The sequence below is a fragment of the Flavobacterium pectinovorum genome (assembly GCF_006438875.1).
Lineage (GTDB): Bacteria > Bacteroidota > Bacteroidia > Flavobacteriales > Flavobacteriaceae > Flavobacterium > Flavobacterium pectinovorum_A.
Map to the genome: position 1 here is coordinate 44929 of NZ_RCZH01000016.1, position 18773 is coordinate 63701.

Genomic DNA, 18773 nt, shown 5'->3' on the forward strand with positions numbered 1-18773 from the left:
AGTGTATTAAATTTATTTATTGTTTGTATTTGATCCCGATGCCCAGAATATATCCATTGCCTGTATTGAAATCATAGAGTCTGTGATTATCAGTATCTTGCAGGTTATATTTTTTGTTAAAGTCATATCCGGCTTTAAAATTTAGAAACCAGTTTTTGGTAACATTTCTTTCATACTCAAAAGCCGAAGTCATTTGTGATAAACTCGCTTTTGTGGCATTCTCATAAAAACTGTTTGGAGTATCTAAATGATAAAAAGTTCCATTAAAACTATTTGTCAGACTAAATTTATTCCGAATATTGTTTGAGTACGAAATGTTTGAATCCGGAAATCCAAGCAACATATTACTATGATCGTTCATCTGATAGTTTACAGATAAAGTTGGAATGAATTTAGGATAACCAAAAATGGCTGATCTTGCCACTCCAATTTTAATAGTTGTCTTTGAATTTAATTGTTGGCTAATATCAAAACTTCCAAAAAGCGAAAAATCAGAAGCATCTAGGTTTTGCTGAAAATTTACAGAAGGAGTAATTGCCAATTCCAATTTTGTTGCATTCGAGATATCATGCTTAATTTCAAACGTGTTTTCGATCTTATTAAATTGATTCAGATTTTCTGTGTTTTTAAAACTGAGTAATTCATAATTCACTTTCAAACCCGAGTATTCTAATGTATTTGTGATTTGATTTTTAGCATTTAATTTTTTACTGAATGTGATTCCAATACTACTTTCATTAAAATTAATTTTATCCGTTGGTTCCGTTTTCAAATTCATATTTACCGAAAGATTTTCCTGTGCATTCATACTGAAAAACGAAATTGAAAAAATCGACCAAATTAAAAACCTTGCTTTCATTACTTATTTATTGGTTCAAAAGTAGGTGGGTAATGGTTTTAAAAAAAAGAAGATATATGTATGGCACTTTTTGATAGACTAAACGCCCCTTTTTAAGGCTGAATGAAGGATTTGATGGTAATAACGCATTGTAGATGTTTTTTTGCCATTTATAGGCTAAAAACGCGTGACGGTATATGTTATAGTGTTGTGCAGAGGAGTCCATTTTATATTTGTTCAAAAAATTGATTATGCACAAGTTTATATTGATGTTCTTTTTTGCGTTATCGCTAATTTCATGTGGTACTGATACAGATGCGGGTGAGTTTGTTGTTGGGTCTGATTATTTGGCATTGAATAATAAAGTTATTCTGGTAGATACAATGACGGTCGAGATGTCTACGATAAATTTGGATTCGCTTATCACTTCTGGCCAAAGCCGAATTTTGATTGGGAATTACGATGATCCTTTATTTGGAAAAATAAAGTCTGATAGTTATTTTCAATTGTCAACTACCACATATGCTTTAAATAATAGCGGTTCAGATACAGAGGCAGTCAAATTTGTTTTTGATTCTATTTCGATGATTCTAAAATATGATAACTATTATTATGGAGACACTACAAAAGTGCAGACATTTGATATTCATCGACTGATTCAGAAGGTAAAGCCTAATACAGAAGACAATAATTTCTATAATAATTCGGCATTGAGTTATAGTCCTGAAAGTCTTGGGACAATTTCATATAAGCCACGTCCAATTGAAAAAGATTCCATTAATATTAAAATGAGCAGTACTTTTGGAGAAGAACTTTTTCAGAAATTAAAGAAAAGAGAAGTCACAGATTTTGACACTTTCACAGAATATTTAAAAGGGTTTGTTTTAGTTCCCTCATCTTCTAATTCTTCGAGTGTAATAGGTTTTAGTGCAACGACGAGTAAAGTCAGGTTGTATTATTCAAAATATCAGGCAAATGTTGAAGAGGTACCTTATGTCATAGATTTTACCATATTAGACAAGTCAAAGCAGTTTAATGCTATTTCGTCTGATAAATCAGGAACCCTGCTTCAGAATTTACCGGTTCCGGCAAGCAAGCTGGCAAGTTCTTTAACAGAGCATCAGGGATTTATTCAATCCGGAACAGGAGTTTCCTGCAGAATCGATTTTCCCAGCATCAAAGAATTTAAACGTATCTCAGCGAGCGGTGCAATCGTTGACGCCGAATTACTTTTAAAACCAGTCAATAATTCTTATTCGGACAAATATCCTTTAGCCGATTCCTTAAGTGTTTATGTGGCCGATAATTTAAATAGAGTCAGCGGTCCTTTGCTGAATTCTCAAAGTAAAACAGTGTATGGGATTTTAAACAAAAAAACCGATGAGTTTAACGAAAACATTGGTTATACAATTCCGATTGGCGGATTTCTGCAAAAAGAAATGCTAAAACAATCTGATTCTAAATCTTCCTTAATTCTTACTCTGCCCGTACTTTCTAAAGCAGTTAACAGAGTTGTTTTAGGCGATCAAAAACATTTGAACAATAAAATTCAATTGAAAATTTATTACATCTCTTATTAAATGAAAAAGAAAATAGTTTTTTTAAGTGCCGCCATTTTAATGTCGTTGACTTCATTTGCTCAAAGTATTTCGAGTTCTCCATATTCATTATACGGAGTTGGAAGTTTATACGATTCTGATTTTGGCTCACTTCCCTCAATTGGATCTTCAGGTATGGCATTGCCTTCGGACACTTTTATAAACAACTTAAATCCTGCATCGTTAGGTTATTTACCTCAAAATCATTTTATGTTTGATATAGGAGGAAAAGCTATTGCAACAACGTATCAAAGCGGTTCCAGAAGTGAAAAGCGAAATAATTTTCAATTTTCGCATATTGCTTTCGCATTTCCTGTGACTAAAAATTCGGGATTTAGTCTTGCTTTGCGTCCTTATTCAAGTTCCGCATTTAAGATTTCTAATTTAAAATTACCAATTACAGATAGCCAGGAATACTATTATCTAACCGCAGCAGGTTCCGGCGGATTAAATAATTTTGATTTTTCATATGGATATCGATTTGGAAAAAAATTATCTCTGGGAGTTTCAGCCGCTGTTTTATTTGGAAGCACAACTGATGACAGAAGTTTTCTGATTGCGAATTCAATTACAACAATGAGTAAAAAGACCAATTATAATGGTCTGCGAGCCACGTTTGGCGCACAGTATAAAATTGATTCAACTTTTACAATTGCTACAACTTTTAAACTGCCAACTCAAATCAACGCATCAAAAGTACAATCTGTTCAAACGATTACAAATGATGTCGCAACCAGTATTGAATCAAATGTAGCAAGTGATGTAGATGATTATTATATGCCATTAGAAATGGGAGTAGGGATTAGCAAACGCTTTAAAAATAATTTAAACCTGACTCTTGATTATGAAAAGAGTTTGTGGAATGATACCAATCAGTCTGAATTATATGGAAATTTTGTTAACCAGGACAGGTTTGCGCTTGGTTTTTCTTATCGCGCCAAAAAAAATGTCAGGAAATATTGGGATACAGTTCAATATTCAACAGGAGTGAATTTTGATACCGGTTATCTTGAAATCGACGGAAAAAGAATTAATAATGCAGCAATCTCATTTGGGATTTCGCTGCCAATCGAAAATACTTTTTCAGCCGTGAATATTTCGTACTCCTACGGACAAAAAGGAAGAATCTCAGATAATCTTATTAAAGAGAATTATCATAAGTTATCGCTAAATTTATCTTTGGACGGAATATGGTTCGTCAAGCGAAAAATAGATTAGAAGTTTAAAAATCTTTTTCGATAACAGGATATTTATAATCTAAAATAGATTTTAAAACAGCAGGATTTGAATTGACATAAAATGTTGGTTCGTCGCTATTTTGAGCATCTGTAAAACCTACTTTTTCACGTAAGACATTTTGCGTTTGTCTTGCAACAGCCTCTCCGGAATCTATAATTTGAATATGTTCCGGAAGGATTTTTTTTATTTGCGGAATCAAATACGGATAGTGACTGCAACCTAATACCAGGTAGTCGATATTGGCATCAATCATAGGTTGTAAATACGATTCCAGTAATTGAGTCATTTCCGGCGAATTTAGATTTCCGTCTTCAATAAGCTGTACAAGTCCATGACCAACTTGCTCAATTATTGTAGTATGCTGAAACATCTCGGCAGTTTTATTAAATAACTCACTATTTAATGTTCCTTTTGTAGCCAGAATACCAATTACTTGGGTTTTTGAATTATTGGCTGCAGGTTTTATTGCCGGCTCAATTCCTATAAACGGAACATCATATTCAGCACGAAGTTCCAGAATTGCATTTGTTGTCGCAGTATTACAGGCAACAACAATGATTTTACAATTTTGCTCTAATAAAAAATCAACATTTTTTTTACTCAATGCAACAATTTCTTCTTTGGTTCTTTGACCATAAGGAGCATTTTTGCTGTCGGCTAAATAAATTGTTTTTTCGTTTGGAAGTAGATTGTGGATGGCGCTCCAGATGGAAGTTCCTCCAATACCGGAATCAAAAACGCCTATAGGATTGTTGTTCGTCATATTACAAAGTTACATATTTCTACGTTTTTCTACAATCAGGATTTTAAATAAATGAATTAATAAAATGTAAAAAAAGTATAAATTTATAAAAGCAAAAAAAAATGGCTCAAACTTAAAAAGTTGAGCCATTTTTATAATAAGATTTATTTCTTAGAATCCTAAGTCTTTCTTAACATCAGCAGTAATGTTTGGACCATCAGCTAATAATAAAGTAGAACCATCAAGAACATATTGGAAACCTTTAGCTTTTCCAACTTTTTGGATAGAAGCTCTTACTTTTTCCATTAATGGTTTTACGATATCAGTTTCTTTTTGTTGTAGTTCTTTTTGTGCATTGTCTCTATAGTCAACAATTCTTTTTTGCATGTCTTGAACTTCTTTAGAACGATCTCCGTTTATAGCGTCAGTTACTGTTGCAGCTTCAGTCTCATACTTTTTGATTTTTACTTGATATTCATCAACCATTTTTTTGTATTCTGCATCATATGTACCACTTAATTTTTGTAATTGGTTTTGAGCATCTAGCATTGCAGGCATTTTCGACATAATCTCGCTAACATCAACATGAGCTACCTTAGCTTGTGCGTTAATTGTGTTACTTGCTCCTAAAATTAAAATGGCAGCAATTAGTAAAGTTTTGAATTGTTTCATCATTTTTAAAATATTAATTAATTATTGGTCGTATTTGTTTTCTGTGTTTCGGCTTCTTTTGCTTTTTTCGCCGCTTCTCTTTCCTCTAAGATTTTTTGTCTTCTTTCCTCTAATTCTTTTTTACGTTGCTCATAAAGCTTTTGTCTTTCTTCTGCTTTATTAACTGCCGGTGTTGCCGGTGCTGTTTCAGTTCCTGTCCCCGTCGCTGCAGGAGTTACAGTTTTTCCTGTAGCATCCGTTTTGGTGGCGTCAGTTGTTTTTGCTGTTTCAGAAACCGTGCCATTTTTTTTAGCTTCACGCTCGGCTTGTATTGCTTTTCTTCTGTCGTCGTATTCTTTTTTCTTAGCTTCCTGCTCTAATCGTCTGTCTTCAATTAGTTTATCTCTGGCGGCTTTCTTTTCGTCTAATACTTTCTGTCTGTCTTGCAATGCAGGACTTTCATCGATCGCATTTTCTTTACTTTCTTTAGCTTCCTGATCTTTTAGTTGTTTTTTAGTTAACTGCTCACGTTTGTCAGTTCTATTTAAAATATGCAATACCTGATCGCTAATATCAAATCTTTTGTTGCTAAAAAGCATTGTTAAATCTGATGACTTGTCAAACACAAAATCATAGTTTTTAGCTTCAGCTATATCTTGAACAGCTGTAAAAACCTGATCTTGAATAGGCTTTGCCAATGCCTTTTTTTGGTGAATTAAACTTCCGTCAGCACCAAATTGCTTTTGTTGGTAATCCAACATTTCGTCTTCAAGAAATTTGATCTCAGTTTCTCTTTCATCAATTAATTCTTTAGTAAGTAAAGCTTTTTCGGCTTTAAGGCTTTCTTTAAGAGTATTAATGTTTAATTTCTTGGCTTCTATTTCTTGTTTCCATTTTTGAGCTTTTAACTCTAATTGGGCTTTCGCTTCCTTGTAATCAGAAACGTTTTCCAAAATGTATTCCATATCGATGTAGCCAATCCTAGTCGTTTTTCCTTGTGCCTGACTTGTATTAGCTACAATCAAGGCTAAAAATATAAATAAAAACTGTTTTCTCATAACATTACTTTATTTGGAAATTTTTAACCAAATTTATTTATCTAGAACTGTTGTCCTATGATAAAGTGTGTTTCCCAACCGTTAGGTTTATTAGATGGCATTCCTGGTGCAGCATCAAATCCGTATCCGAAATCAATACCTAATAATCCAAATGCCGGCATAAATACACGTAAACCAGCACCTGCTGAACGGTATAAATCAAATGGGTTATAATCTTTAAACGTTGGATATGATGATCCGGCTTCTAAAAACGTTAATGCATAAATAGATGCTGACGATTTTAATGTAATTGGATAACGTAATTCCAAAGAGAACTTGTTATAAATCGTTGCTCCAATTTGATCTCCGTTAGCATTTACAGGAGTCAAAGAGCTGTTTTTATACCCTCTTAATCCTATTGTCTCTCTACCATCCATTGAGTATTGAGCCATTCCGTCTCCTCCTAAATAGAAGCGTTCAAACGGTACAACTCCTCTTGCCTGATCATAAGCTCCTAAGAAACCAAACTCAGTCAACGTTCTTAAAACTAATTTACCATATACTTTAGTATACCAATCAGCTTTAAATTTAATTTTATAATATTCTAACCAATTATATCTTTTCTGATCCACTTTACCCTGATCAGTGGTTGCGCTTGCATAATCAGATCCAACACTTACTGTTCCATTAGTTCCTGTCTGAATATAATCACCATTGTTTAATGGTTTTCCATCTGCACCAGAAGTTGATTCTCCGGTCCATCTCGTCTTGTATTCTTTTTGATTTGCTAAATCACCGTAATCAATACCATTAAATAATGAGTAAGGAGGAGTAATTTTTGCAGAAACACTAAACTCAGAACCGTACATTGGGAATATTGGGTTAACCCCTTTATTACTTCTGGAAATTCCTATTGTGTATGCTAAGTTTCTTGATGCTCCATTACCAAAGGTAAATAAACCTGTGTTGTAATTATTCAAATCATAATGTTGGTAACTTACAGATTGAGACAATACAAAATAATCATCCGGCACTGTTAGCCTTTTTGCTAAACCAACTTGAATGGTAAAAATATTAAAACTTTTGCTTTTGTCAACACTTCTGGTGACATAATTATTAAGAAATTGTTTACTATATGAAATAGATGAACTAAACTGTACTGGTTTCTTTCCTCCAAACCATGGTTCTGAGAAGGATAAACTGTACGTTTGGAAATACGTACTTCCTTGTAAACGAAGTGCTACTTTTTGTCCATCTCCCATAGGTAAAGGCTTATACGCTTCTTTATCAAACAGTTTTCTGGCAGAGAAGTTGTTAAATGATAAACCTAACGTACCAATGAAACCTCCACCACCGTAACCTCCTTGAAGTTCAACCTGACTGGATCCTTTTTCTACAACATTATATTCAATGTCTACAGTTCCAGCTCCGGCATCTACATTTTTGAATTTTGGCTCGATTGCTTCAGGATCGAAGAACCCTAATTGTCCAATTTCACGAATAGTTCTAACTAATTGTTCTTTACTGTATTTTTCTCCCGGCTTAGTTCTAAGCTCACGATAGATTACGTGGTCATTTGTTTTGTCATTTCCAACAACCGAAATTTTATTGAAATAAGCAATTGGTCCTTCAGTTACCCTAATTTCAAAATCGATCGTGTCGTTTACTGTTTTTACCTCTACTGCATTGATGTTCGAAAACAAATAACCATTGTTTTGGTATAAGTTTGTTATATCCTCTGCATCAGGTTTTGATTTATCAGCAATTCTTTTTTCAAGTAAAACACCATTATAGGTTTCCCCTTTTTTGATTCCTAAATAACGATTTAATAATTGATCAGAGTAAACCGTATTTCCTAAAAATTTAATATTTCCGAAGTAATATTTATTTCCTTCTTCGACATTAATTTTGATTGCAAGCATATTCTTCTGTTTGTTGTAAACAACAGAATCATAAATAATACGAGCATCGCGATATCCTTTTTCTTTATAAGTAGATACAACCTTTTCTAAATCGGTTTTGTATTTTTCAGGAATAAATTTTGAAGATTTTAAAACGCGAAGTACATTTTTTTGTTTTGTGTCTTTCATTGCGCCTCTTAACTGTGAGTCTGTAAGTTGCGTATTACCAATGAAATCAATACTGCTTATTTTTACTTTATCACCTTTGTCTACCCGTACGAGCATGTTTACCTGATGTCCGTTTATGGTATCCGGAGTAGTGGTAATGGTAACTTTGGTATTATAAAAACCGTCTTTTTTGTATTTGTTTTCTATGTAATTTTTGGTAGTAGTAATTAAATTTTCGTTGACAATTTTACTTTTTGTTAAGTTATTGTCTTTAATTAATCCTTCGACTTTACTTTTCTTAATACCAACAAATTTTACTTCGTTTAGTTTAGGCAGTTCGACAATATTTAAGTCTAAATAAATACTATCGTTTTCTACCTTATTAATATAGAAGGCAATTTCGTCGAAAAGACCAAGTTTACCTAATTTTTTGATAGCGCCACTGATTTCTTCACCAGGTACAGTTATTTCCTGACCTTTTTGAAGACCGGAAAATGTGACTACAGTTTGTTCATTGAAACTTATTTTACCAACAACAGAAACTTTAGCAAGAATATATTTTTTCCCTTGATCAAAAGGAACTCTTTCTTGTGCTTTTATTTGTGAAAAACTACCCAAAAGAAGAAGGGTAAGGACTATTTGTACTCTTTTTTGTAACACTAAAAAATTATTTAATTTGTTCACTGGTTTTTCCAAATCTACGTTCTCTTTTTTGATAACTAATAATAGCCTCATATAAATCTTGGTCTTTAAAGTCTGGCCATAAGACATTAGTAAAATATAATTCTGCATAGGCTATTTGCCACAGCAAAAAATTACTTATTCTATGTTCTCCACTTGTTCGTATTAATAAATCTACGTCAGGTAAATTTTGCGTGTAAAGATGCTCATTTATAATTGAATCGTCAATAGTGTCTATTGAAATTATATTATTTTTAACTTTATCACTGATGATTCTCACAGCATTTACCAATTCTTCTCGTGATCCGTAACTTAAAGCCAGTGTTAGCGTGAGACGTGTATTGTTTTTGGTCTTATCAATTACATCAAGAAGTTCTTTTTGTGCAGAATTTGGTAATTTATCAAGATTACCAATTGCATTAAGTTTGATGTTGTTTTCTTGTAAAGTAACCAGCTCTTTTTTTAGAGAATTGATCAATATTTTCATTAATGTATCAACCTCCAGTTTTGGGCGATTCCAGTTTTCTGTAGAAAAAGCATATAAGGTAAGATACTCAATGCCAATTTTGGCGCAAGTGGTAATTGTTTTCTTAACAGATTTCGTTCCATTCTCATGGCCAAAAGCTCTTAAAAAGCCTTGCTGTTTTGCCCAGCGACCATTTCCGTCCATAATAATGGCCAGATGTTTGGGTAAATTTGTTTGATCTATAGAGTCTAGTAAGTTCATTGTATTAATATGCGCAATAGCAAGGTTTTTGTCCAAAGGTATAGGTTAAAGTAATACCTGAGAAGACGTACCAGTCATTATTATTTAAATTCCCGAATTTTTTTATATTCGAGTTGCTTGTATTAGGATTACTTCCGTCAATATCATCTGTAAAAGTATAGCGAGCTCCAACTTCGGCACCTAGAATCCAATGTGGCGCTATATTCGATTTTACACCTAATATAATAGGTATAGCAAACGAACCAGATCTTTGTGAAGTAGTAATATTTGGGTTGGATACTTGTCTATACAATTCATCGTATCTAAAATAACTTAAACCGGAGAATATATAAGGAGTAACTTTTGGATGATAATCGTGCAGGTTAAAATCAAAAAAATTAAATTCTAAACCGGCAGATAATTCCTGTACCGTATTTTCAAAACTATAACCTCTTTTATTTCGTCCTGTTTCTTTCGAATCGTAATCATTTCCGGCTACAGAAGATTGTGTATAAGAAAAGCGATAAGAATGACGTGGACTTTTGTTCCACTTGTACAAAACACCAAAAGCTAGTTTCTCGGGAGCGATATAGGTTGTACTTCCTACGTCTCCAACAAAGTTACTTCCGCCAAGAAAAACACCTATCTCATTGATTTGAGCATTTAGTGTGATAAAGGGGAAAAAACATAACAATAAATTAAAAATTTTCTTCATTTAATTCAAAATTGCGTGCAAATATAATAATTATCGATACGAATCAACGTTGCTTTAGTTAAATGTGCTTTTTTTTAAATTTACGGTATGAATTTCAGACATTTAATGAAGATTCGATACATGCAGAACGAGAAAAAGTGGTATTATCGTATAGTGGGATGTCAGAAAAGGACTTAGTTTCTTTTGTCTTCTCCCCAAAGTAGCTTATTTCTTAATGTTTTCAAGAAAGTTTCACCCGGTATTTCGACCATTTTTATTTTAAAATCAGTTTTTTTGATGGTCAAAATAGATTCGTTTTTTACCGAAGCTATTCTCGAATCTAAGGAAACTAAATATTGATCTTCTCGTCCGGAAACACGCAATTTAACTTCGGTATCATCAGGAATAACCAGAGGTCTTGCTGTTAAGTTATGAGGTGCGATAGGAGTTATTACTAAACTTTTGACATCCGGAGTTAATAACGGACCGCCACAACTCAGGGAATATCCGGTAGAACCGGTAGGAGTTGAGATAATCAAACCATCTGCCCAATATGAGTTTAAGTATTCATCATTTAGATAGGTCTCAACTGTAATCATTGATGTAGTATCTTTTCGGCTGACAGTAACCTCATTCATAGCAAAATTCAAATCTTCAATTGCTTCGTTTTTTGGATCACAAGTAAGGCTTAGTAAAGTCCTTTCGGAAGTAGTGTAGTTTTTATCGATCACAAATTGCAAGAAGCTGTCGATGTTTTCTTTTTGAACTGTAGCCAAAAATCCCAGTCTTCCGGCATTAATTCCTAAAATAGGAACACCGGAATCACGAACTAAAGTCGCTGCTCTCAAAATGGTTCCGTCGCCACCAATACTAATTAACATTTCAAAACTATTATCTAAAGACGTTGTTGACGAAAAAGTTTCATACCCTTTGTCAACGAGTTGTTTTTCGTGAAGCATTTTTAGAAAATTTTCTTCAATTACCATTTCAACATTATTGGAATTGAAGAATGAAAAAATGTCCTTAATAATAGGTTCGGTACTGTTTTGATAATACTGTCCGTATATGGCTACTTTCATTTTTTTTAATTAGATAATTTGGCAATGTGTCAATTAGATAATTTGGCAATGTGTCAATTAGAAGGACTCAGAAATTATCTAATTATCTAATTGACTCATTATCTAATTTTATATATTAAGATACTTGTCTAAGTAGTCTGAGCGTTCTTTTAAGCTATTAATATAGGCGTCTTCCTGATGTTCTGAGATTATATCATAATTATAGCGTCTAAAAGTCTGAATGATTTCATTCATGGGACCAACGCCAATCTTTATCGTGATTTGCACATTTTCCAAATCAGCTTCGGATATAAAACAGCCTAAAATTTTACCATTATTACTCTCTACAATCTGCGTTACCTGACCCATAGAATAATCTAAAAGACCTTTTTGGACAATAATAATTCCGCCTTGCTCTTTTAAAAACGGAGTTTCCTGAAAAAATTTCATGATATCTTCCATTTCATAATAACCAATATAGGCATTATTTTCGTCAAGAACGGGAATCACATTGGTATGATTTTTAGCAAAAACTTCTAAAACATCCAGCCAAAGCATTGATTTTCGGGCAAAAAAACGTTCTAAAGTATATTTGTAATCAATAGCTTTTTTATCCGTGTCAAAAGTTTCAACATCATCAGAAGCAATACTTCCAATGAAAATTCCATTCTCCAAAACCGGAAAATGCGAGAAATTCAAATCCGCAAAAAAGTCCTGAACAGAGGCTATCGTTTCCTGACTATCAATCGCTCTGAAATCATTGGTGATATAATTTGTAATTTCTGTCATAAATCAATTGGAGATATTTGATTGCAAAATAATCAAAAAATAGCAAAAACTGCTACGTTTTACTTTGTATTTTTGTCGTAACAAATATAGTGTTACTAGAATTAATTATCTATTTATATGACAAAGTTAAGTGTAAATATCAATAAAATTGCAACCTTAAGAAATGCGCGTGGCGGAAATGTTCCTGATTTATTGAAAGTTGCCACAGATCTTCAGAATTTCGGAGCTCAGGGAATCACCATTCACCCACGTCCGGACGAGCGTCACATTCGTTATCAGGATGCACGTGATTTAAAAGCAATCGTACATACCGAATATAATATTGAAGGAAATCCCCAACATAATTTTATCGATTTAGTATTAGAATGCAAACCTACGCAGGTAACTTTGGTTCCGGACGCAATTGGAGCGATTACATCTTCTGCGGGTTGGGATACTAAAAAAAATGAAGCATACTTAATCGAAGTTGTTCAGGAATTTCAGCGTAACGGAATCAGAACTTCGATTTTTGTTGATCCGGTTCTGGAAATTATCGAAGGAGCCAAAAAAATAGGAACGGACAGAATCGAATTATATACCGAAGCTTTTGCACATCAATATAGTTTAGGTAATAAAAACGGAATCGATCCTTATGTCGAAGCTGCAAAATTAGCCAACGAATTAGGTTTAGGAATTAATGCCGGACACGATTTGAGTTTAGATAATGTTCAGTTTTTCAATCAAAATATACCGGGTTTATTAGAAGTTTCTATTGGACATGCTTTAATTTCAGAAGCGCTTTATCTGGGATTGGATAATGTGGTGAATATGTATTTGAATAAATTGAAATAAAATAAAAATATATAAGGCATGACCCATATTAAAGTGGGCGGGCTATTCGTTGCAATCGTCCCTAGATCTAACAGATTTTAAAAACCTGTTAGATCTAGGGACGATTGCTTTTTTGTCACAATTTGTCATTTCGACCGGAGGGAGAAATCACATCCAGAGAGCAACGAATCTTAATCACATTCTAATTTTTTTCAGGACGTTACCGCCGTTATGTGATTTCTCCCTTCGGTCGAAATGATAAGATTGTGGTTATGATGCGAAGGACGGATTGAAATCCATCCCTACAATATGTTTTGTTCCTACGGAACATTTTTGTAAAATTCCGAGAAGCAAACCCGACAGGTTTTTAAAACCTGTTGGGTTTCGTGCTGTTTGTCCTTGCGAGGAACGAAGCAATCTCATCTAATATTCGACAAAGATTGAACTTTCTATGCGGAGTTTCTGGTGTGATTTCTCCCTCCGGTCGAAATGACAAGATTTGGGAGTTAAATTCCTCTTATTGTTATAACATACTATAGTATGTCGGAAATAATAAATAAAAATTACACCTTTGCTAGAATTAAAATAAGTAGCTAAATTCTGAAAAAAAAATATTAGAAATAATGATTTAAGAATTAAGACAACACTGTACATCTGTAATAAAATGCAAATAAAAAAATACTATAAATGGAAATAAATGAAACCAAAACAATCGAAAATCTTAGAAAATTAACTGCGTTATATTTCAACACCTTAAAACCTTCTACGAATAAAACAGGTACTTATACGACTCAAATTAAAATGTCAAGTTACTCGGAGCTTGGCTGTGTTATTACCGAAACCCTCAAATTATGTATTGTTGCTTTGGATCACGAGGCGCATAAAACTTCGGATACTATTAAAACTTCACCTATTGATGTGGCACTTGTTTTAGAAATGGTGTTGGAAATGTTTCCTACTGATGAATTGGAGATACTAGATGAAATTAATCAGATGCTTGCTGCAAATTCTCAAATTCTTAATGAATAAATGATTGAATTTTTTTTGTGTCATTTATGAAAAAATAAACTTTTTTGGAACATGAATTTTAAAGAAAAAATAAAATATTTACTTACACTAAGAATTGATTTATAATTGATTATTTTCGCACTTTTCTTATTAAAACCACGTGCCAAAAACTATAATTCTCTTCTTTTTATTCTGTTTCTCCAATGTATTTGCGCAATCTAAAGGCAATATTGCAGGAAACATAAAATCTTCCGAAAACGAAAACCTTGTTGGCGCAAGTATTTCTTTCGATGCAAATAAGCAACCCTACTATACAATTACGGATTCTATTGGGAACTTTTTACAAAATATTCCGTTAGGGAAAGTCGAAATTGCCGTTGACCAATTGGGTTATTTAAAAAAAACGATCAATTTTAATTTTACAAAAGACACGATAATTTCGATTGTATTAGAAAAAGATATTTCGCTTTTGAAAGAAGTAATAATAGCAAATGATAAAAAAAGTGGAATCACCACTTTATCAGGCGGTAAATTATCCTTCAATTTAAAAGAGTTATCCGGTGTTCCAACCGTTTTAGGAACTACAGATATTATAAAACTTTTGCAGTTAACGCCCGGAGTTCAGAATTCCGGCGATGCAAACGGATATTTATATGTAAGAGGTGGAGATCCGGGACACAACGCGATTTTATACAACGGAACACCTATATATGGAATGTCGCATTTATTGGGTATTTTTCCTTTTTATAACACAGATCATATTAAGGAAGTAGAATTTGATAAATCCAGTTCTAATGCGAAATATGGCGGACGTTTGAGTTCTACAACACTTTTGCTTCCTAATAAAAATATACCTTCTGAATTTGGAATACAAGGAAATGTTGGAATTTTAGCCTCACAATTAAGTCTGGCGATTCCGGTAACAAAAAATTCCGGTTTTTATATCTCAGGCAGAAAAACTTATATTGACGAAATTGTTTCGCCATTATTGAGTTCAGGTTCTAAGAACGATGATGTTCAGGATATGAAATACGGCTTTTCAGATGGAAATATTACTTTTGTGTCTCAGATTTCAAAGAATAATCTTTTTTCTATTGATGCTTTTATTAGCGGAGACGAATTGAAAATTAAAGATGAGAATCTGGCTTTAAGAACCAATTTAAAATGGAGTAATTTTACAGTTTCGCCAACTTTAATCACCACATTTTCGCCTAAAGTAAGCATGTCAAATTCGGTTTATTTTACGCAATATTCGAATAATTTAGAGATGGAACAGGCGACAATTCAGTTTGGAGTTTCTTCTTATGTAAAAGATTTTGGCTTTACAAATTCGGTACGTTATTCCGTCAAAAATATTCCTTTTGAATCAGGTTTACAATATGTCTATCATGATTTACAGCCGCAAAAAGTCAATGTCGAAAATCTGACTTCTAATAATAATACATCACAAAATAGTATAATTAATGCCAATGAAGCTGCTGTTTTTACTACGGCTAAACCAAAGATATTTGAGAATCTAATGGCTGAATTAGGACTTCGAATCAACTATTATACTTCGGGATCTAAGGATTCTTATTTGCATTTTCAGCCACGTGTGATATTGAATTATTATCCAAATGACAAGTATTCTTTTTATGCTTCTTATAATAAACAATATCAGTATTTAAGTTTAATAACGACTTCGAGCGTTGGAATTCCGACTGATTTTTGGATCGCCAGTTCCGACGGAATAAAACCACAATCATCGGATGAGTTTTCTGTTGGTTCAAATCAGACTATTTCGAGAAACTTTAGTTCTTCTTTAGGAGGATTTTACCGTTCGATGAAAGATTTACTTGAATATCCGTATGGAATTACGCAGTTTAACGAAACTACAACATTAAAGAATGATTTATTGGTTGGAAAAGGAAAAGCTTACGGACTTGAAATGATGTTGAAAAAAAGTAACGGAAAATTTACCGGCTGGTTGAGTTATACGCTAAGCTGGTCTGATAGAAATTTTGATGAACTGAATAATGGAAATACTTATTTTGCAAAATACGATCGTCGTCATAACCTTTCGTTAGTGGGAATGTATGATTTAAATTCAAAGTGGAATTTTGGCGTTACACAGATATTCAGTTCCGGAAACCGATTTACAATGCCAACTTCCTGGTATTTTATTAATAATAATCCAGTCAAGGAATATTCAGGATATAACAATGCGCAGATGCCAAATTATATCAGAACAGATCTTTCGGTAAATTACTTTTTCGTGAAAACGAATAAAAAAGAAAGCGCTTTGAATTTTTCTATTTACAATACATTCAATATTGATAATCCAATTTATGTCGTGCTGGATGTTCAGGTAAACAAAGACAAAAACAGTGTAGTTGTAAAACAAGAAGAGAAGGTTTTGTATCGAATATTGCCTTCGATAAGCTGGAGATTTAAATTTTAAAAGATGAAAAAATATATACTATTTCTTTTTGCTATAATTTTGACAAGTTGTTCAAAAGAGGACTTTAGCGAGCAAAGTATTGAATCTAAAGTTGTAGTTGAAGGTTGGATAGAAGAAGGTGATTATGCGCAGGTTTTGCTTTCGAGCAGTATTCCGGTTACAGATGTTATTGATTCTACAAATGTTTTGAATCATGTCATCAGATCGGCAAAAATCACGATTTCTGACGGGCAAACCTCCGAAGTTTTAAGAGTTAAAAATGACAAGAACAGAGTGCCGCCATTTGTCTATTTTGGGTCAACCTTAAAAGGAGAAGCAGGGAAAGAATATTCGCTTAAAATTGAATATTTAAATAGGGTAATAGAAGCTGTAACAACAATTCCAAAATCAGTAGTTCTTAAAAGTGCGGAATATATAAAGAAGAATGTCACCGATACAACAGGGTATGTCTTTGTAAAATTTGAGGATCCTGTAAACGAAAAAAATTACTATCAGATTGCGACGAAAATTGATGGTGAAGAGCCTGTTTTTGTTCCTTCGTTTTATGGCAATTTAGATGATAAAAATTTTAGCATAGCTCAAGTTTCGCAACAAGTAACCAGAGGAATTTTGCTTTTTCCTAAAACAAAGTTTACGCCTTATTTTGCCGATGGAGATTTGATCTATGTAAAATTAAGAACTCAAAACAAAGAGGCCTTAGATTTCTGGAACAGTTGGCAAAACGAAATTGTAAACAGTAAAAATCCAATATATCCGGCAAATGCAAGTTTAAAATCCAATATAAAAGGCGGAATTGGTATTTGGGCGGGATATGGACAAAGTACTTTAGTGGTAAAAACACCTCCAAAAAAATAAAGCCGATTTGAATGATTTCAAATCGGCTTTAAGTTGTTTTCTAAAAGATTCTTATTTCTTGAAAGAAGTATAAAAGTCCTTGAATTTTGTGTTTAGATTTTCAAAACCTTTTGAAAAATATACACTCATTGCAACTTCCGTATTGTCATTGAATTTTAAATAATATACTTCAGTGTAATATTTCATTTCGATTGTTGAATTCTCATCATAAGTCCAGTAACCACCATCAGAGTAAGTAGCATCAACAACCCATTTTTGAAGAGCAGGATAACTTCCATCTGCTTCTGAGTGTACAACAACATCAGCTATTTTAGTGCCATCTTTTTTAGACGCTAAAATTGCTTTTATGTTTTTATTGTAACTAGCAGCAGTACCTTGAGAATATTTTAAATTATTGCTGTTTTCAATAGTGTAGAAGTCTTTGTTGTTATAATCAACGTCAACTAAACTTTTTTCTACATTTTCACTGTCAATTCCTAAATTAACCATGTCAGCTTCACTTACAATAACAAAGTTGTCCATGATTTTAACCAAACCATTAGCTTTACCTTTGTATTGATTAAGTTCTGGTGTAGTAATTAAATTGTCAATATCAGCAGTACTTCCTACATTAAATTCGATTAGATTTTTACCATTATAAGTAAAAGACGCTTTTGAAGTAGATTCAGCCGCTTTTTTACCACTCATTTCCCAAGTATAACCATCATTCAAAGTTACTTTATAAGCATACTCTTCAGGAGATTTGTTTTTAGACGAATATTTTGCAGTTGAAGCTAAAGTAGCAGATGAGTTACCATCAATTGTTAATACAGCATCTACAGAAGTAGGTAAATAAAACCAATCAATTACAGAAGGAGCGTATTCCCATTTTTGAGTTTCGCTATTGTAATTCCAATCTCCATAGGTATCTATATTAGAGAATTTTATGTCAGAAGAAGTACTTTTAGACGATAAAATGGCGTTGTTAGCAGTTTGAGATGCTTTTGCAGGAAAAACAAATTTTAATTCAGTTGTTGAAGCTGTTTTTATCCAGGTTTTGTTAGTATTATCCCAAGTGTATATACCGTAAACGCCAGAAATGTTTAAAACTTCTTCTACACCATTATCACTTTTTCCATCAAAAAGATCGATGTGCTTAAGGCTAAATAAACGTCCTAAGTTTTGAATTGCCTCAATAGCACCAGAACTTTTTGATTTGTCCAATTGAACCAGGATATCATTAGCTTCAGTTTCTAATTTAATTTTTTGATCTGCAGGAGCTAATTTAGAATAAGGCTGCTTAACAATATTTGCAATTTGTTCTGCTAATGTTTGTTCTGCAGTTGGTTCGTCTTTTGAACTGTCGTCACTAGAACATGAGATTGTCAGTTGAGAAACAACTAATGATAATAAAAGGAATTTTTTAATCATGGTATGGTATTTAATTAATGGATTAAATCAAGTTTTTGATTTGATTTTTAAGCGTGCAAGATACTTTGCTAAATTTTAATATGCATACGGGAAACCGTAAAGGAGTAAGTTTTTTGTATAAAAAATAAGATTAAAAAGAAACCCATAG

At 32.9% G+C, this 18773-nt stretch carries 16 protein-coding genes; 6 read left to right on the top strand and 10 right to left on the bottom strand.

Annotation, left to right across the window (positions count from 1 at the left end; all coding sequences use genetic code 11):
* Nucleotides 1-16: 16 nt before the first annotated feature.
* Nucleotides 17-859, bottom strand: coding sequence for a DUF6268 family outer membrane beta-barrel protein (locus EAH81_RS20540; protein ID WP_140510749.1), 843 nt, complete (start codon nt 857-859; stop codon nt 17-19).
* A gap of 230 nt (nt 860-1089) precedes the next feature.
* Between EAH81_RS20540 and EAH81_RS20545 the strand changes: the two genes are divergently transcribed.
* On the top strand, nt 1090-2418 hold the full coding sequence (locus EAH81_RS20545) for a DUF4270 family protein (protein WP_140510752.1): 1329 nt from the start codon (nt 1090-1092) through the stop codon (nt 2416-2418).
* Nucleotides 2419-3654 carry an aromatic hydrocarbon degradation protein gene (locus EAH81_RS20550; protein ID WP_140510755.1) on the top strand — a complete coding sequence of 412 codons (1236 nt, stop codon included), beginning with the start codon at nt 2419-2421 and terminating at the stop codon, nt 3652-3654.
* A 4-nt stretch (nt 3655-3658) separates the two neighbouring features.
* Here the strand turns inward: EAH81_RS20550 and murI are convergent, their stop codons facing one another.
* The 8 genes from murI to EAH81_RS20590 form a co-directional block, all read right to left on the bottom strand.
* Complete coding sequence (gene murI, locus EAH81_RS20555; protein ID WP_140510757.1) at nt 3659-4438, bottom strand: glutamate racemase; 780 nt, start codon at nt 4436-4438, stop codon at nt 3659-3661.
* 150 nt (nt 4439-4588) lie between these two features.
* Entirely contained in the window at nt 4589-5092 is a 504-nt protein-coding gene (locus tag EAH81_RS20560; protein ID WP_410501114.1) for an OmpH family outer membrane protein, read from the bottom strand.
* 14 nt (nt 5093-5106) lie between these two features.
* Nucleotides 5107-6126 carry an OmpH family outer membrane protein gene (locus EAH81_RS20565; RefSeq protein WP_140510760.1) on the bottom strand — a complete coding sequence of 340 codons (1020 nt, stop codon included), beginning with the start codon at nt 6124-6126 and terminating at the stop codon, nt 5107-5109.
* Nucleotides 6127-6167: 41 nt separating this feature from the next.
* Nucleotides 6168-8909: an outer membrane protein assembly factor gene (locus tag EAH81_RS20570; protein ID WP_140510762.1), complete on the bottom strand. Its 2742-nt coding sequence runs from the start codon at nt 8907-8909 to the stop codon at nt 6168-6170.
* The gene (locus EAH81_RS20575) at nt 8842-9582 is read right to left on the bottom strand and encodes an isoprenyl transferase (RefSeq protein WP_140510764.1); all 741 of its coding nucleotides are present in this window, start codon (nt 9580-9582) and stop codon (nt 8842-8844) included. Before EAH81_RS20575 ends, EAH81_RS20570 begins: the two co-directional genes overlap by 68 nt.
* Before the next feature lie 4 nt (nt 9583-9586).
* Nucleotides 9587-10276, bottom strand: coding sequence for a DUF6089 family protein (locus tag EAH81_RS20580; RefSeq protein WP_140510766.1), 690 nt, complete (start codon nt 10274-10276; stop codon nt 9587-9589).
* A gap of 173 nt (nt 10277-10449) precedes the next feature.
* The gene (locus tag EAH81_RS20585; protein WP_140510768.1) at nt 10450-11334 is read right to left on the bottom strand and encodes an NAD kinase; all 885 of its coding nucleotides are present in this window, start codon (nt 11332-11334) and stop codon (nt 10450-10452) included.
* 108 nt (nt 11335-11442) lie between these two features.
* Nucleotides 11443-12102: a CBS domain-containing protein gene (locus tag EAH81_RS20590; RefSeq protein WP_140510770.1), complete on the bottom strand. Its 660-nt coding sequence runs from the start codon at nt 12100-12102 to the stop codon at nt 11443-11445.
* Between the two features lie 117 nt (nt 12103-12219).
* On the opposite strand from EAH81_RS20590, the gene EAH81_RS20595 reads away from it, so the two are divergent.
* The 4 genes from EAH81_RS20595 to EAH81_RS20610 all read left to right on the top strand — a co-directional run bounded on the left by EAH81_RS20595 (nt 12220) and on the right by EAH81_RS20610 (nt 17215).
* Nucleotides 12220-12933 carry a pyridoxine 5'-phosphate synthase gene (locus EAH81_RS20595; RefSeq protein WP_140510772.1) on the top strand — a complete coding sequence of 238 codons (714 nt, stop codon included), beginning with the start codon at nt 12220-12222 and terminating at the stop codon, nt 12931-12933.
* Nucleotides 12934-13599: 666 nt separating this feature from the next.
* Nucleotides 13600-13941, top strand: a complete 342-nt coding sequence (locus EAH81_RS20600) for a hypothetical protein (RefSeq protein ID WP_140510775.1) — start codon at nt 13600-13602, stop codon at nt 13939-13941.
* Between the two features lie 139 nt (nt 13942-14080).
* Complete coding sequence (locus EAH81_RS20605; protein WP_140510777.1) at nt 14081-16360, top strand: TonB-dependent receptor plug domain-containing protein; 2280 nt, start codon at nt 14081-14083, stop codon at nt 16358-16360.
* Nucleotides 16361-16363: 3 nt separating this feature from the next.
* Nucleotides 16364-17215 carry a DUF4249 domain-containing protein gene (locus EAH81_RS20610; RefSeq protein WP_140510779.1) on the top strand — a complete coding sequence of 284 codons (852 nt, stop codon included), beginning with the start codon at nt 16364-16366 and terminating at the stop codon, nt 17213-17215.
* Nucleotides 17216-17266: 51 nt separating this feature from the next.
* Here EAH81_RS20610 and EAH81_RS20615 read toward each other — a convergent pair whose 3' ends face one another.
* Complete coding sequence (locus EAH81_RS20615; RefSeq protein WP_140510784.1) at nt 17267-18625, bottom strand: hypothetical protein; 1359 nt, start codon at nt 18623-18625, stop codon at nt 17267-17269.
* Nucleotides 18626-18773: the final 148 nt, after the last annotated feature.

Coding starts and splice junctions, on each gene's coding strand:
- EAH81_RS20540 (WP_140510749.1), bottom strand. CDS start 859: ATGAAAGCAAGGTTTTTAATTTGGTCGATTTTTTCAATTTCGTTTTTC.
- EAH81_RS20545 (WP_140510752.1), top strand. CDS start 1,090: ATGCACAAGTTTATATTGATGTTCTTTTTTGCGTTATCGCTAATTTCA.
- EAH81_RS20550 (WP_140510755.1), top strand. CDS start 2,419: ATGAAAAAGAAAATAGTTTTTTTAAGTGCCGCCATTTTAATGTCGTTG.
- murI (WP_140510757.1), bottom strand. CDS start 4,438: ATGACGAACAACAATCCTATAGGCGTTTTTGATTCCGGTATTGGAGGA.
- EAH81_RS20560 (WP_410501114.1), bottom strand. CDS start 5,092: ATGATGAAACAATTCAAAACTTTACTAATTGCTGCCATTTTAATTTTA.
- EAH81_RS20565 (WP_140510760.1), bottom strand. CDS start 6,126: ATGAGAAAACAGTTTTTATTTATATTTTTAGCCTTGATTGTAGCTAAT.
- EAH81_RS20570 (WP_140510762.1), bottom strand. CDS start 8,909: ATGAGGCTATTATTAGTTATCAAAAAAGAGAACGTAGATTTGGAAAAA.
- EAH81_RS20575 (WP_140510764.1), bottom strand. CDS start 9,582: ATGAACTTACTAGACTCTATAGATCAAACAAATTTACCCAAACATCTG.
- EAH81_RS20580 (WP_140510766.1), bottom strand. CDS start 10,276: ATGAAGAAAATTTTTAATTTATTGTTATGTTTTTTCCCCTTTATCACA.
- EAH81_RS20585 (WP_140510768.1), bottom strand. CDS start 11,334: ATGAAAGTAGCCATATACGGACAGTATTATCAAAACAGTACCGAACCT.
- EAH81_RS20590 (WP_140510770.1), bottom strand. CDS start 12,102: ATGACAGAAATTACAAATTATATCACCAATGATTTCAGAGCGATTGAT.
- EAH81_RS20595 (WP_140510772.1), top strand. CDS start 12,220: ATGACAAAGTTAAGTGTAAATATCAATAAAATTGCAACCTTAAGAAAT.
- EAH81_RS20600 (WP_140510775.1), top strand. CDS start 13,600: ATGGAAATAAATGAAACCAAAACAATCGAAAATCTTAGAAAATTAACT.
- EAH81_RS20610 (WP_140510779.1), top strand. CDS start 16,364: ATGAAAAAATATATACTATTTCTTTTTGCTATAATTTTGACAAGTTGT.
- EAH81_RS20615 (WP_140510784.1), bottom strand. CDS start 18,625: ATGATTAAAAAATTCCTTTTATTATCATTAGTTGTTTCTCAACTGACA.